The organism is Hydrogenophaga sp. L310 (assembly GCF_055703065.1).
Genome location: NZ_JBVPZA010000012.1, coordinates 42,040 through 56,491 on the forward strand (window position 1 = coordinate 42,040; position 14,452 = coordinate 56,491).

A 14,452-nucleotide genomic window follows, 5' to 3' on the forward strand; every position below is an offset into this window, starting at 1 on the left:
GCGCACCATGTGGTTCACCCAGATCTCGCTGCGCAACCCGGTCTTTGCCACCATGGTGATGGTGGCCTTCGTGGTGCTCGGGCTGTTTTCGTTCCAGCGCCTGAAGGTGGACCAGTTCCCCAACATCGACTTCCCCGTGGTGGTGATCACCACCGAGTACCCCGGCGCTTCGCCCGGCATCGTGGAGAGCGAAGTCACGAAAAAGGTGGAGGAAGCGGTCAACGCGATCGCGGGCGTGAACACGCTCACCTCGCGCAGCTACGAAGGCCAGTCGGTCGTCATCATCGAGTTCCAGCTGCACATCGACGGGCGCAAGGCGGCCGAAGACGTGCGCGAAAAATTGCCATCCTGCGACCGACTTTCCGCGATGACGTGAAGGAACCGCGCGTGCTGCGCTTCGACCCGGCGGCGCGTTCGATCTGGTCGGTCGCTGTCCTGCCCGAAGCTGTCAATGGGAAAGCACCCTCGGCGGTTGAACTCACCACCTGGGCCGAGCAGACGCTCAAGAAGCGCATGGAGAACGTGCGAGGTGTGGGCTCGGTCACGCTGGTGGGCGGCACGCGGCGCGCGGTCAACATCGACCTCGACCCGGCCGCCATGGAGGCGCTGGGCATCACCGTCGAGCAGATCACCACCGCGGTGCGCAACGAAAACCAGGACCTGCCGGTGGGCACGCTCAAGACCACCGAGCGCGAACGTGTGGTCCAGGTGCTCTCGCGTCTGCAGAATCCGAAAGACTTCGAGGCCATCATCGTCGCGCGCCGCGGCGGCAGTGCGGTGCGCCTGGCCCAGGTGGCGCGCGTGAGCGATGGCACCGAAGAGGTGGAGAGCCTGGCGCTCTACAACGGCCAGCGCACGCTGCTGCTGCAGGTGCAGAAGGCGCAGGACGAAAACACGATCGCCGTCACCGACGGTCTCAAGGCCACCATCACATCGCTCCAGGCCGAACTGCCGCCGGGCGTGCGGCTGGAGCCGATCGCCGACGGCTCGCGGCCCATCCGCGTGTCGGTGGACAACGTGCGGCGCACGCTGATCGAAGGCGCGTTGCTGACCGTGCTGATCGTGTTCCTGTTCCTGAACTCGTGGCGTTCGACCGTGATCACGGGCCTCACGCTGCCGATCTCGGTGATCGGCACCTTCTTCTTCATGAACCTGTTCGGTTTCACCATCAACATGATCACGCTGATGGCGCTCACGCTGTCGGTGGGCCTGCTGATCGACGACGCCATCGTGGTGCGCGAAAACATCGTGCGCCACGTGCAGATGGGCAAACGCCCGTTCGACGCCGCCATGGACGGCACGCAGGAAATCGGCCTGGCGGTGCTGGCCACCACGCTGTCCATCGTGGCGGTGTTCCTGCCCATCGGCTTCATGGGCGGCATCATCGGCAAGTTCTTCCACGAGTTCGGCATCACCATGGTGGCGGCCGTGCTGATTTCCATGTTCGTGAGCTTCACGCTCGACCCGATGCTGTCGTCGGTCTGGCACGATCCGGAAATCGAAAAGCACGGAAAACACGCCGCGCCCGTGACGCTGTACGACAAGACCATTGGCCGCGTCACCGGCTGGTTCGACCGCGTGCAGGACGACCTGACCGAGCTCTACCAGGGCACGCTGCGCTGGTCGCTGAAACACAAGCTGGCCACGCTGGGCCTGGCGCTGGCCACCTTCGTGGGCAGCCTGTTCATGCTGCCGCTGCTGGGCACCGAGTTCGTGCCCAAGGCAGACTTCTCCGAGACCTCGCTCACATTCCACACCCCGGTGGGCTCGTCGCTCGAAGCCACCGAAGCCAAGACGCGGCAGATCGAGGCGATCCTGCGTGAATTCCCCGAGGTCAAGTACACGCTCTCGACCATCAACACCGGCAACGCCCAGGGCACCATGTACGCCAGCGTCTACGTGCGCCTGGTGGACCGCAAGGACCGCAGCCTGAACGCCGACACCATGGCCGCGAAGCTGCGCGACCGCCTGCGCACCGTGCCCGGCATCAACGTGACCCACGCAGGCCTGCTCGATCCGGTAGGCGGCAACAAGCAGGTCGAGTTTTCGCTGCAGGGCGAGGATCTGGCCGAACTGGAGCGGCTGACCGCTCAGGTGATGGAGCGCATCCGCCCCATCGTCGGCCTGGTGGATCTGGACGCCAGCGTCAAACCCGACAAGCCGACGGTGGACGTGGTGATGCGGCGCGAGATCGCCTCCGACGCCGGCCTGAACGCCGCCACGGTGGCGAGCAGCCTGCGCACCCTCGTGGCCGGCCAGACGGTGGGCAACTGGCGCGCGGCCGACGGCGAGAGCTACGACGTGAACGTGCGCCTGGCACCCGGGCAGCGCGCGCGCACCAGCGACCTGGAGCAACTGCCCTTCGTGGTGGGCAGCGCCGCCGATGGCACGGCGCGCGTGGTGCGCCTGGGCCAGGTGGCGCAGGTGGTGGAATCCACCGGGCCGAACCAGATCAACCGGCGCAACCTCAACCGCGAGGTGGCGATCAACGCCAACGTGTACGGCCGCTCAGCCGGTGACGTGTCGGCCGATATCCGCGAGGTGCTCGACACCATCACCATGCCGCCGGGCTACCGCTACGAGTTCGGCGGCTCGACCAAGAACATGCAGGAGTCGTTCGGCTACGCGGTGTCGGCGCTGGCGCTGGCCATCATCTTCATCTACATGATCCTGGCCAGCCAGTTCCAGAGCTTCCTGCAGCCGCTGGCGCTCATGACCTCGCTGCCGCTGACCCTGATCGGCGTGGTGCTCGCACTGCTGATGTTCGGTTCGAGCATCAGCATGTTCTCGGTGATCGGCATCGTGCTGCTGATGGGCCTGGTGACCAAGAACGCCATCCTGCTGGTGGATTTCGCCATCCGTGCCCGCCGCGGGCTGGACGGCGCTGCGCCGCTGGACCGCGAAAGCGCCCTGCTGCTGGCCGCCAGGGTGCGGCTGCGCCCCATCCTCATGACCACGCTGGCCATGGTGTTCGGCATGGTGCCGCTGGCTTTTGCGCTCACCGAAGGCTCGGAACAGCGCGCGCCCATGGGCCAGGCCGTGATTGGCGGCGTGATCACCTCGTCGCTGCTGACGCTGGTGGTGGTGCCCGTGGTGTACTGCTACATGGACGATTTCGGCCACTGGCTGCGCCGCCTGTTCGGGGCTGGACGCGCCGATGACAGCGCGGCCGTCAGGGCCGCAACGGGTGGCGCTCAGTAAAATGCATCAGGATCGGCTAATATACCCACCGGAGTATCAAACATGACTTCTCAGACCCCCATCAGCTTCGACCAGGCCCGCTTCAACATGATCGAGCAGCAGATCCGTCCCTGGGAGGTGCTCGACCGTCAGGTGCTGGAGCTGCTGGCCAGGATGCGCCGTGAGGACTTTGTGCCCGCCGCCCACAAGGCGCTGGCCTTTGCCGACATGGAGCTGCCGCTGACGCACCCCGCCGTGGAGGGTGAATGCATGTTGGCACCGCGCGTTGAAGCCCGTGTTTTGCAGGACCTCGCCATCCAGCCGACCGACAAGGTGCTCGAAATCGGTGCTGGCAGCGGCTTCATGGCCGCCCTGCTGGCCAGCCTGGCTCAGCGCGTGGTCTCGCTGGAAGTCAACGAAGCCCTCGCGCGCACCGCGCGTGAAAACCTGCAGAAGGCCGGCTTCACCAACGCCGAAGTGCGCGTGGCCGATGCCGCAGCCAACAACTTTGCCGCCTGCGCCACCGAAGCGCCGTGGAACGTGATCCTGCTCAGCGGTTCGGTGGCCGAAGTGCCGCCTGCCCTGCTCTCGCTGCTGGCCCCCGGTGGCCGCCTGGCCGCCATCGTGGGCAACGAGCCTGTCATGCGCGCCACCTTCATCACACGCACCGGCGAAGCGTCGTACGTCACCGCCCAGCCCTGGGACACCCAGGCGCCACGCCTGCGGAACTTCTCCGAGCCTTCGCGCTTCCAGTTCTGAGCCGGCACACCCGCTGAAACGCTCACAGGTCCGACCCATGATCTCCATCCACCCCGCCCAACTCACCGATTGGCTTGAACAGGCCCGCTCGAAGTCGCCGGACCTGCGCCCCGTCGTGCTCGACGTGCGCGAACCCTGGGAGTTCCAGACCGCGGCCGTCAAGCCCGATGGCTTCGATCTGGTCCACATGCCCATGCGCAGTGTGCCGGCACGCTACCTGGAACTCGACCGCAACCAACCCGTGGCCTGCCTGTGTCACCATGGCGCGCGCAGTGCGCAGGTGGTGCACTTCCTGATGCAGAACGGTTTCTCCGAGGTGGTGAACATCCACGGCGGCATCAACGCCTGGGCCCGCGAGCGGGACCCGTCCGTGCCGGTGTACTGAAACCGCCATCCTGCATTCCGCGCCTGTTATCCAAAGGAACCCTCATGACCGCCCTGTCCACCCCGTTGAAGCTGCATCCGCTTTCCCTGAAGCCGCTCGCGCTGGCGGCCTTGCTGGCACTGGGTGTGTCCGGCGGCGCACAGGCGCAGAGCCTGGTCGAGCTGTACGACATGGCGCGGGGGTTTGACACCACCGTGCAGGCGGCGCGCGCGCAGTACGAGGCGAATCTCGCCAAGGCCGATCAGGCCAGGGCGGGCTTGCTGCCCCAGGCCGGCCTGGGCGCCGGCGTCAACTGGGCGAACGTGGACAGCAGCGCAGCGGCCGGCAGCCGCAGTGCCGACAGCCAGAACCTGGCGCTTTCTGCCAGCCAGCCCCTGTACCGCCCCGCCAACCGCCTGACCCATGAGCAGGGCCAGCTGTCGATTGAGGTGGCCAAGGCCCAGCTGGACGCGGCCGAGCAGGACCTGATCGTGCGCACCGCGCAGGCGTACTTCGACGTGGTCGCTGCGCAGGACACGCTGACCTTCGTGCAGGCCCAGAAAACCGCCGTGGCCGAGCAGTTGTCTGCCGCCAAGCGCAACTTCGAGGTGGGCACCACCACCGTCACCGATTCGCGCGAAGCCCAGGCCCGCTACGACCTCGTGCTGGCGCAGGAGATCGCCGCCAGCAACGACCTGCGGGTCAAGAAGCTGGCGCTGGACCAGCTCGTGGGCAAGAACGACACCAGCCCCAGGCCCCTGGCGAGCGCTGTCACCCTGGAGCCGGTACAGCCGGCCGATCCCGAAGCCTGGGTGCTGCAGGCGCAGCGCGAGCATCCCCTGGTGCGCCAGGCCGATACCGGCTTCGACATCGCCGAGCTGGAAGTCAAGAAAGCCCAGGCCGGTCACAAGCCCACGCTGGATCTGGTGGGCCAGTACCAGGTGGCCCGCGGCCCCAGCACCACCATGCCCACGGCCGGCAACGTGCGCACCAACACAGCCAGCGTCGGCCTGCAGTTCAACCTACCGCTGTTCGCCGGCTACGCCATCGAGAACCGCGTCAAGGAAACCCTGGCCCTGGTGGACAAAGCCCGCGCCGACCGCGAGACCGCCCTGCGCAGCATCGGCCAGGCCACGCGCAGCGCCTACTTCGGCGTGCTCTCGGGTCTCAGCCAGGTCAAGGCGCTGGAAGCCGCCGAGGCCTCCAGCCAGAGCGCGCTCGATGCCAACCAGCTGGGCTACCAGGTGGGCGTGCGCATCAACATCGACGTGCTCAACGCCCAGAGCCAGCTCTTCCAGACCAAGCGCGACCTGGCCCAGGCACGCTACAACGTGCTGGTGGGCCAGCTGCGTCTGAAGCAGGCCGGCGGCCTTCTCAAGGCCGAAGACCTGCAGCCCATCGACGCCCTCCTCGCGCGGTAAACTGCGGCACCTCGCCGGCCGGGCATGTCGCCCTGGGCTGCGCGATCCAGTGAAGGGTGATTCATGCAAGCGGTCAATGTGCTGTGCATCAAATGGGGCAAGAAGTACGGCCCCGAGTACGTCAACAAACTGCACAGCATGGTCAGCCGCCACCTGCACCGGCCGTTCCGCTTCGTCTGCCTGACCGACGATGGCGCCGGCATCGACCCGGCGATCGAAGTCAAGCCCATCCCCATGGTGGGCTTTGACGAGTTCGACCAGCGCAAACCCTGGACCTTTGGCCACGGCTGGCTCAAGCTCACCAGTTTCGCCAGCCCGCTCTACGACCTGCAGGGTCGCACGCTGTTTCTCGACCTGGACATCGTCATCCTGGACAGCCTGGACCCGTTCTTTGAACAGCCCGGCGAGTTCACCGTGATCAAGGAATGGGACAAGAGCGACGGAACGGGCAACACCTCCTGCTATGTCTACACCATCGGCGCCCACGCCGACGCGCTGGAACACCTGAAGAACGACTACCCGGCCTCGATCAGCACCGTGCGCAACGAGCAGGAGTTCATCACGCTTTATCTGGCGCGCCAGGGCAAGCTCAGCTACTGGCCCGACACCTGGTGCCGCAGTTTCAAGCGCCACTGCCTGCGCGGCGGCATCATGGGCTGGTTCCTGCCACCCACCATCCCTGAAGGCGCACGCATCATCGCCTTCCACGGCAAGCCCAACCCGCCCGACGCGATCGCCGGCGTCAGCGGCAAGTGGTACCGGCGCGTGCTGCCGACCCAATGGGTCGCCGACCATTGGCGTTGAAGGCCGTCCCGCTGGCGCACCGGAGCTACCGGCTGCTGCTGAGGGGGCTGACGCTGCCGATGCTGGCCTGGCTCTGGTGGCGGGGCCGCAAGGATCCCGGCTACCGGCTGGGCTTGGCGCAACGCCTCGGCTTCATCGAACCCGCGCCCGCCTCTTTGGGCGGTCTGCTGATCCATGCGGCATCGGTCGGCGAGGTGCAGGCCGCGCGCCCCCTGATCGAGGCGCTTCGCCAGGAATGGCCCGACCACACGATCACCGTCAGCACCCAGTCGCCAACCGGCGCGCGTCAGTTGCGCAGCCATTGGGGAGGGGCCATCCAGCACGTCTTTTTTCCCATCGACACGCCGGGTGCAACGGTCCGTTTTCTGGACCGCCTGCAACCCCAGCTGGTGGTGCTGATCGAGCGCGAGCTGTGGCCGGAACTGCTGCTGCAATGCCGCCAGCGCGCGATTCCGGTGGCGCTGGTCAATGCCCGCCTGTCGCAGGCTTCCGCCCGGTCTTACCAGCGCTGGCAGGCCCTGATGCGCCCGGTGTGGGCACAACTCGCCCTGGTGGCGACCGCCGATGCGCCGACCACCGAGCGCCTGCGGGCGCTGGGCGTACCGGCTGACCGCCTGCTGGAAACCGGCAACCTCAAGTTCGACCAGCCGCTGGCGCAAGCCGGTTCACAGGCACTGCCCTGGCTGGACGGGCGCCCGGTGGTCGTGGCCGGCAGCACCCACGAAGGCGAAGAAGACGCCCTGCTGGCAGCCTGGCCGGCCTTTGCTGCGCGCCATCCTGGCTGCGTCCTGATCCTGGTGCCCAGGCACCCTGAACGCTTCGATGCCGTCGCCCGGTTGATCGATCAGACAGGACTGCCCTATGCCCGGCGCAGCCGGCAGGAAACGCTGGCGCCGGAAACAGGCGTGTACCTGGCCGACACCATGGGCGAACTCGGCCTCTGGTACGCCCACGCCAACGTGTGCTTCATCGGTGGCAGCCTGGCCGCCATCGGTGGCCACAACGCGCTCGAAGCGCTGGCCTGCGGCAAACCTGTGCTGTTCGGTCCTCGCACGCAGCATTTCCAGAGCCTTTATCAGGAGATCGAAGCCCACGGCATCGGCGAACGCGTCGCGTCGGCCCTGGAACTGCTGGAAACCGCCGGGCGCTGGCTGGACGAACCGGCCCGGCTGGCCGACAAAGGTGAACAGGCGCGCCACTTCGTCGAGCGGCAGCAGGGCAGCAGCCAGCGCAGCCTGCAGGCGCTCAAACCCTTGTGGCAACCCACGCAGCCCGGCTTGTTGACTCAGGTGTTGCAGCAGTCGCTGACGAACCAGACACTCTGGCACGACCCGGCCATGCTCACGCAATGCAGCCCCAGTCTGTTTGAACCCGAGAAAGACGCCACCGCACTGGCCACCGGCAGTGGTCGCGGTCAAGCCCACAGGCTGCAGCTTGAGGGCCAAGAGGTGGTGTTGCGCCACTACCGGCGTGGCGGAATGATGGCGCGGTTCAGCCCCGATCGCTACTGGCGCAGTCGGGCACCAGACAGCCGGGCCATGGGTGAATACGCCCTGCTGCGCCGGATGCGCGCCTGGGGGCTGCCCGTACCAGCGCCGGTGGCAGCCAGACAGCTGCTCAGCGGCTGGTGGTACACCGCCGACATTCTGGTGGCCATGATTCCGGGCACGCAGAACGTCGCGCAACGCCTTTCACAGGCGCCGCTGGGCGACGACGAGTGGCGTGCGCTGGGCCGCGCGATCCGACAGTTGCACGACCGCCAGGTGTTCCATTCCGATCTGAACTGCCACAACCTGTTGCTCGACGAAAGCCGGCAGGCCTGGATCGTGGATTTCGACAAATGCGAGGTCCGTACGGGTGAAACGTGGAAAGAGCAAAACCTCGCTCGACTGCTGCGTTCATTGCGCAAGGAACACACCCAACGTGAGATCTTCTGTTGGGAGGAAAACAACTGGAAGCTACTGACCACCAGCTATTCAGAAACACCGGTCGCCCGCCACAACCGTGCTGCGTCTTCCCACCTCTGACGCACCGAGCCACGTACACAACGCAAATCAGTGTTCTGGGGGCAATTCCCAGCTTTCGTCTTCGCCGTACCGATCGATGCCCACCAGGGCTTTGACGGTCCGATGGCGGAGTGTCTCTGCTCGAATTTCCCTGTTGGCCTCAAGCATGGATGCGGTGACGTATCCCCGACCATGATCAAGGTGAACGCAGATCGCGGAGTAGCGGACACGCCTGGCTTTAAGCCCCAGATGTTTTAGCCGGTCACCGAATTCACAATCTTCACCGCCGTATTGCATGCGCTCATCAAAGCCGTTCACGGCAAGAATGAACTCCTTGTGACAGGATGCATTGTGTCCGTTCCAGGTCAATTTGGCCGGACTCAGAGCATTCAACAGAGATGCGCTCCAGCCGCGAGCGGTCAGCTTCAGATTCTTGATTGACCTTTTCAATCCCTTCGAAGACAACCAGTTGATATCGAATATTTTCTGGGAAAGAATATCCTCATGAGATATCAACTGGCTGATGTGCATCGGCAGCTTGAAATAACCTCCGGACAAAAAAATCCCGTGGCCAGACAACTTCAAATGCTGCTCGACAAAATCTGCCCGAGGAATACAGTCTCCATCAGTGAATATCAGGTAGTCACCGGACGCAGCAAGTATGGCTTTATTCAGGATTTGACATTTCTGAAACCCGTTGTCCGGATGCCATACATGCCGGATCGGGACCGGTGATTCCAGTCGCATTCTTTCAACCACCGCCCGGGTGTCGTCACGAGAACCGTCATCGGCAATGATGATCTCAAAATCCTGGACAGTTTGGCAGAAGAACCCCCAAAGCACCTTCTCCAGCCATTCCGGTGAATTGTATGTCGTGAAGATGACTGACGCCTTCATTTTCGGATACACCTTACGCAGGGATGACTTGGGCACACGCAGGCCCAGAATGGCACTCAATCACTCCGGGATCTTGCGAGCCGCAAGAAAAAGATAGATACCAATGACAAGCTGATCATGACACTGTAGTTATTGGTTTGCGAGTTGGCGTCGGTAAAACTCATCATGAAGTGGATGTAAGCCAATCCGCCTGTCGACATGGCCATCCCCGGGTACTTTTTACGCAGATGCCATGTCAGCCAAACCAACCCGATCATATAGGTCAAAGTGCTCAACAGGCCGAACACTCCATGATCCACCATGCCGTTGATGTACTCACTGTGAAGATGGGTCTGGTCCTTGACGATATGTGCATTGGCCTCGGCGCCCCATGTTTTTATGAACTCGATCCGCTGTGCCCTGCCATAGCCCAGCCAAGGGTTTTCATGAATCTTTTCCAGACTCCGCTGCCACATGTAAACCCTCGCACCAATGGAGGTATCGACAACATTTCTGCCCGCGCCCACACCACTCAACACCGCGCGAACCTCAGAAACCGCAATGGAGATACGCTCCTTGGGAACCTCAAGCACTTTGGGTGCAAGAAACGGAACAGCGGCCACAAAAATGACGATCGTGATGATGAAACGATAAGAGACCGGTCCAGAGCGTCCATCGCATAAATTCTTGCGAAGAACCACCAAGCCGCAGAGAACAATCCAGGGAAATGCGAGATAAGCCCCTCTCGCTCCCGACATCAAAATGGCAGAAATATATACAAGGACACCGATAACCGCGAAAATTCTCCAGCGTGAATTCGCCGTCTGCGTTCCAGCGATCGGGAGCAATACACAAGACAACATGGCCAAGCCACCAGCCCAGTTGATCCGGTTTGACGGTGTTGGCCAATCGTACTGGGCATGAAGATAGCTGACGGCGATCGCTGAAAGACTTGCCAGTGTCAATGCCATCAACAACAAAAGCACTTGACCGGCAGACAACCGGATCCGTGGCACCAGAACACGGAGCGCAAACGCAATCAACAAGATTCTGAAGTCGAAATGGCGCGTCCCCCAGGGATCACTCCAATAGATCATTCCTACGGCCTTGAAGCCAAATGCGGCAAGACAAAAGTACAACCAGTATTTGACACCGGAGTACAAAACTTCCTGCCCGGATGATGCTGGCGCCATGACGGGCAGGCGCCAGACAGCCCAAGCGCCCATGCAGACGATCAGAAACCAGGCCGATCCAGCCAGCTTCGTCGACGCGGGTGCCGCGACCAGCAAAGCCAGAAAAATCAACCATGCCCATCTGGGAAAACCGTTGGAAAACTGGGAAGGCAAATGAGGTTGACTCTCAAGAGTCGTCATAGGTTTCTGTCGATCTTTATCGTCGATCTTCTTGAATCAATCAAAATACTTGCCCGGAAATAACTGCCACTCCAGATAGCCGAACAGCATCGCATGGGTTCTCGGGTTCTGCGTTCAGTGTGCGCTGGCGCCCACCACCGCGTCCGGCTTGGCCTGCCGGAGCAGGTCCAGCATGCTGGCTTCGATGCGGTGCAGGGCTTCGGGGGTATGCCCCTCAAAACGCAGCACCAGCACGGGTGTGGTGTTCGAGGCCCGGATCAGGCCAAAGCCGTCGGGCCAGTCCACCCGCACGCCGTCGATGGTGGAAATCTTGGCCGGCGCATCGAAGCGGGCCAGTTCGACCAGTTGAGCGACCACCGTGTGGGGCTCGCCTTCGGCACAGGCCACATTGAGTTCGGGGGTGCTGAAGCTGGTGGGCAAGGCGTCGAGCACGGCGTTGGCGTCCGGGCTGCGGCTGAGGATTTCCAGCAGGCGCGCACCCGCGTAGGTGCCGTCGTCGAAACCGTACCAGCGTTCCTTGAAAAAGATGTGACCACTCATCTCGCCCCCGAGCGGGCTGTCCAGCTCCTTCATGCGGGCCTTGATCAGCGAATGCCCTGTCTTGTAGATGTGCGCCACGCCGCCAGCGGCTTCGATGGCCGGCGCCAGGCGCTGGGAACACTTGACGTCGAACAGGATGTTGCCGCCCGGCACGCGCGACAGCACATCGCGCGCAAACAGGATCATCTGGCGATCGGGGTAGATGTTGTTGCCGCCCCGGGTCACGATGCCGAGGCGGTCGCCATCGCCATCGAAGGCCAGGCCGAGTTCGGCGCCGGTCTCGCGCAGGGTGCGGATCACGTCCTGCAGGTTTTCCGGCTTGCTCGGGTCCGGGTGGTGGTTCGGAAAGTTGCCGTCCACTTCGCTGAACAGCTCGATCACCTCGCAACCGAGCGAGCGGAACAGCGCCGGAGCGGATGCACCCGCCACGCCATTGCCACAGTCGACCACCACCCGCATCGGGCGCTGGAGTTTCACATCGCTGACGATGCGGTCTTGGTAGGCGGGGCCGACGTTCACCTCGCGAACCCGTCCGCCGTCCGCACGCTGCCAGTTTTCGACCTCCATCATCCGGCGCAGCGCCTGGATGTCATCGCCGTAAATTGCGCGGCCACCCAGCACCATCTTGAAACCGTTGTAGTCCCTGGGATTGTGGCTGCCGGTGACCTGGATGCCACTGGAGCACAGCGTGTGGGCGGCGAAGTACAACATGGGGGTGGTGGCCAGGCCGATGTCGATCACCTCGACACCCGCCGCGACGAGACCGCGGATCAGTGCCGCCGACAGGGCCGGTCCGCTCAGCCTGCCGTCACGGCCCACGGCCACAGTGTGTTCACCCTGCTGGAGAGCCTGCGTTCCAAAAGCCAGCCCGAGGGCTTCTGCCACCTCTTCGTTGAGGGTATCGGGAACGACACCCCGGATGTCGTAAGCCTTGAAGATGGATGCCGCGAGTTGCATGGATGGGAGCTGTGGATGGCAATCCCCGCATTGTAGGTGGCGAGGCTGATCGAGGCCGGCAGCACAGGTCCGAAAACGGCCAGTCAAAAGGCGGGCGAGGTTCTAACATCGGCGCCATGGACACCCCCGAATCCACCGACGACGACGCCCGCTACCTCGCGCTGTGTTCACACGACGCCCGGTTTGACGGCCGGTTCTTCACCGCAGTCACCTCCACTGGCATCTATTGCCGGCCGGTCTGCCGCGTGCGCACGCCGCGGCGCGAGAACTGCCGCTTCTTCGAGCACGCAGCCCAGGCCGAACAGGCGGGCTTCCGGCCCTGCCTGCGTTGCCGTCCGGAGCTCGCACCACTGCAGCGGCACTGGTCCACCGAGGACGCGCGCAACATCCTCGTGCAACAAGCCACGCAATGGCTGGACAACCCGCAGAACTGGCCCGGGGCCATCGAAGGCGGCGCCACGGTGGCGCGACTCGCCTCGCGTCTGGGCGTGAGCGACCGCCATTTGCGCCGTATTTTTGAAGACCGGCTGGGCGTCTCGCCGCTGCAATACCTGCTCACGCGCAAATTGCTGGCGGCCAAACAGATGCTCGCCGACACGGCGCTGCCCATCAGCCAGATCGCCCTGGCCAGCGGCTTCGCCAGCCTGCGCCGCTTCAACGCCGCCTTTGGTGACCATTACAGCCTGAGTCCCAGCCAGATGCGCAGACAGCCGCCCAGCACCACCGGCCACGGCGACAGCACCCCGGTTCAGCTGTTCTGGCGACCACCTTTCGACGCCGCAGCGCTCTTGCGCTTTCTCGCCGAACGGCAACTGCCCGGCATCGAAAATGCCCAGCCAGAGGCTCCCCTCAGCCTGCAACGAACGGCACGGGTCGAATCCGGCGGATCGATGCACACGGGCTGGTTCTCCGCGCGATTCGACCTCGATGCCCACCGGTTGTGGCTGCAGGTGAGCGACAGCCTGCTCCCCGTGCTGCCGGCCGTGATCTGGCGGGTACGTGCCCTGTTCGACCTCGACGCCCATCCGCAGGCCATCAACAGCGTGTTGCACGCCGACTTTCCCGAGGGCGACGGTCTTCGCGTACCGGGCTGTTTCGACGGCTTCGAATTGGCCGTGCGTGCCATCCTGGGGCAACAGATCACGGTGGCGGCAGCGCGCACCCTGGCCATCCGGCTGACCGGGCGACTGGGAGAAACCATCACCACACCGCATCCGCCGTTGCACCGCCTCTTCCCGACCGCCCAGGCACTGGCCAGCGTCAGCGCCAACACGCTGGGCGAGCTGGGCATCGTGCGCCAACGCCAGGAAGCCTTGATGTCCCTGGCACGTGCGGTGCTAGAAGGCAGCCTTGTGCTGAACGCCCATGCCGATGTGCGCACAACAACCCAAACCCTGCAGGCACTGCCGGGCATCGGCCCCTGGACCGCACAATACATCGCCATGCGGGCCCTGCGCTGGCCCGATGCCTGGCCCGAGGGCGACGTGGCACTGATCAAGGCGCTCGGTATCGAGGGGCGAGGCCGGGCGGCCACTCTCGAAGCCGGCCGGCAATCAACCGCTTGGCGTCCCTGGCGCAGTTACGCTGCGATTCGCGCCTGGGCCGGCACGTTTGATCTCCCCATCCCGACCTCAGGAGTACCCACACCGTGAACCACACCACACATCGGGTGAAAGCCACCATCGCATCGCCATTGGGCCCGTTGCTGCTGGCCGCCACGCCCTCGGGTTTGAGTGGCGTCTGGTTCATGGACCAGCGCCACAGGCCTGCAGAAAGCCAGATCCTGGACTGGACACCTGTTCAGGACAACGCCACCCTGAACGCAGCGGCAGCCCAGCTGATCGCCTATTTTGAACAGCGCCTCGGCCAATTTGAACTTCCGCTGGATCTGTCCGCCGGCACCGCGTTTCAGACTTCGGTCTGGCGAGCGCTGCTCGACATTCCGTTTGGCCAGACACGGAGCTATGGCGAACTGGCCCGCGCCATCGGCAACCCCGCAGCGGTGCGCGCCGTGGGTGCGGCCATCGGACGAAATCCCCTCGGCATCGTGGTGCCTTGCCACCGGGTGGTGGGCGCACAGGGCGCGCTCACCGGCTATGCTGGCGGGCTTGACCGCAAAGCGGCCCTGCTCCGGCTTGAGGGTGGCGACGGTCTGTTTGCCTGAATCGTCTG

Annotated in this window: 10 protein-coding genes and 1 pseudogene; 8 read left to right on the forward strand and 3 right to left on the reverse strand. The window is 64.1% G+C overall.

The features are described from left to right. Positions 1–7: 7 nt before the first annotated feature. The 6 genes and pseudogenes from AC0GNO_RS18325 (at position 8) to AC0GNO_RS18350 (ending at position 8,555) form a co-directional block, all read left to right on the forward strand. A pseudogene (locus AC0GNO_RS18325) lies at positions 8–3,201 on the forward strand (efflux RND transporter permease subunit). Between the two features lie 42 nt (positions 3,202–3,243). Beyond that, entirely contained in the window at positions 3,244–3,939 is a 696-nt protein-coding gene (locus AC0GNO_RS18330; protein WP_472889774.1) for a protein-L-isoaspartate O-methyltransferase family protein, read from the forward strand. 37 nt (positions 3,940–3,976) lie between these two features. Continuing rightward, positions 3,977–4,324, forward strand: coding sequence for a rhodanese-like domain-containing protein (locus AC0GNO_RS18335; protein WP_472889773.1), 348 nt, complete (start codon positions 3,977–3,979; stop codon positions 4,322–4,324). A gap of 44 nt (positions 4,325–4,368) precedes the next feature. Beyond that, positions 4,369–5,724 (forward strand): TolC family outer membrane protein, encoded by a 1,356-nt coding sequence (locus tag AC0GNO_RS18340; protein WP_472904988.1) that lies wholly within the window; start codon positions 4,369–4,371, stop codon positions 5,722–5,724. 63 nt (positions 5,725–5,787) lie between these two features. Further along, positions 5,788–6,528, forward strand: a complete 741-nt coding sequence (locus tag AC0GNO_RS18345; RefSeq protein WP_290971584.1) for a glycosyltransferase — start codon at positions 5,788–5,790, stop codon at positions 6,526–6,528. After that, positions 6,504–8,555, forward strand: a complete 2,052-nt coding sequence (locus AC0GNO_RS18350; RefSeq protein WP_472904989.1) for a 3-deoxy-D-manno-octulosonic acid kinase — start codon at positions 6,504–6,506, stop codon at positions 8,553–8,555. Before AC0GNO_RS18345 ends, AC0GNO_RS18350 begins: the two co-directional genes overlap by 25 nt. A gap of 27 nt (positions 8,556–8,582) precedes the next feature. Here AC0GNO_RS18350 and AC0GNO_RS18355 read toward each other — a convergent pair whose 3' ends face one another. The 3 genes from AC0GNO_RS18355 to AC0GNO_RS18365 all read right to left on the reverse strand — a co-directional run bounded on the left by AC0GNO_RS18355 (position 8,583) and on the right by AC0GNO_RS18365 (position 12,280). Further along, entirely contained in the window at positions 8,583–9,491 is a 909-nt protein-coding gene (locus tag AC0GNO_RS18355; protein ID WP_472904990.1) for a glycosyltransferase family 2 protein, read from the reverse strand. Continuing rightward, entirely contained in the window at positions 9,488–10,783 is a 1,296-nt protein-coding gene (locus AC0GNO_RS18360) for an O-antigen ligase family protein (RefSeq protein ID WP_472904991.1), read from the reverse strand. The genes AC0GNO_RS18355 and AC0GNO_RS18360 overlap by 4 nt, the downstream gene beginning before the upstream one ends. 114 nt (positions 10,784–10,897) lie before the next feature. After that, positions 10,898–12,280, reverse strand: a complete 1,383-nt coding sequence (locus AC0GNO_RS18365; RefSeq protein ID WP_472904992.1) for a phosphomannomutase/phosphoglucomutase — start codon at positions 12,278–12,280, stop codon at positions 10,898–10,900. A 116-nt stretch (positions 12,281–12,396) separates the two neighbouring features. On the opposite strand from AC0GNO_RS18365, the gene AC0GNO_RS18370 reads away from it, so the two are divergent. Together AC0GNO_RS18370 and AC0GNO_RS18375 are read left to right on the forward strand one after the other, a co-directional pair. After that, on the forward strand, positions 12,397–13,932 hold the full coding sequence (locus AC0GNO_RS18370; RefSeq protein WP_472904993.1) for a DNA-3-methyladenine glycosylase 2 family protein: 1,536 nt from the start codon (positions 12,397–12,399) through the stop codon (positions 13,930–13,932). Then, a complete protein-coding gene (locus AC0GNO_RS18375) occupies positions 13,929–14,444 on the forward strand; it encodes a methylated-DNA--[protein]-cysteine S-methyltransferase (RefSeq protein WP_472904994.1) in 516 nt (171 codons plus the stop codon). Before AC0GNO_RS18370 ends, AC0GNO_RS18375 begins: the two co-directional genes overlap by 4 nt. Positions 14,445–14,452: the final 8 nt, after the last annotated feature.

What these genes read in the sequence shown, in the direction of transcription:
- AC0GNO_RS18335 (WP_472889773.1), top strand. Translation starts at nt 3,977, where the DNA reads ATGATCTCCATCCACCCCGCCCAACTCACCGATTGGCTTGAACAGGCC.
- AC0GNO_RS18345 (WP_290971584.1), top strand. Translation starts at nt 5,788, where the DNA reads ATGCAAGCGGTCAATGTGCTGTGCATCAAATGGGGCAAGAAGTACGGC.
- AC0GNO_RS18340 (WP_472904988.1), top strand. Translation starts at nt 4,369, where the DNA reads ATGACCGCCCTGTCCACCCCGTTGAAGCTGCATCCGCTTTCCCTGAAG.
- AC0GNO_RS18350 (WP_472904989.1), top strand. Translation starts at nt 6,504, where the DNA reads ATGGGTCGCCGACCATTGGCGTTGAAGGCCGTCCCGCTGGCGCACCGG.
- AC0GNO_RS18365 (WP_472904992.1), bottom strand. Translation starts at nt 12,280, where the DNA reads ATGCAACTCGCGGCATCCATCTTCAAGGCTTACGACATCCGGGGTGTC.
- AC0GNO_RS18370 (WP_472904993.1), top strand. Translation starts at nt 12,397, where the DNA reads ATGGACACCCCCGAATCCACCGACGACGACGCCCGCTACCTCGCGCTG.
- AC0GNO_RS18360 (WP_472904991.1), bottom strand. Translation starts at nt 10,783, where the DNA reads ATGACGACTCTTGAGAGTCAACCTCATTTGCCTTCCCAGTTTTCCAAC.
- AC0GNO_RS18330 (WP_472889774.1), top strand. Translation starts at nt 3,244, where the DNA reads ATGACTTCTCAGACCCCCATCAGCTTCGACCAGGCCCGCTTCAACATG.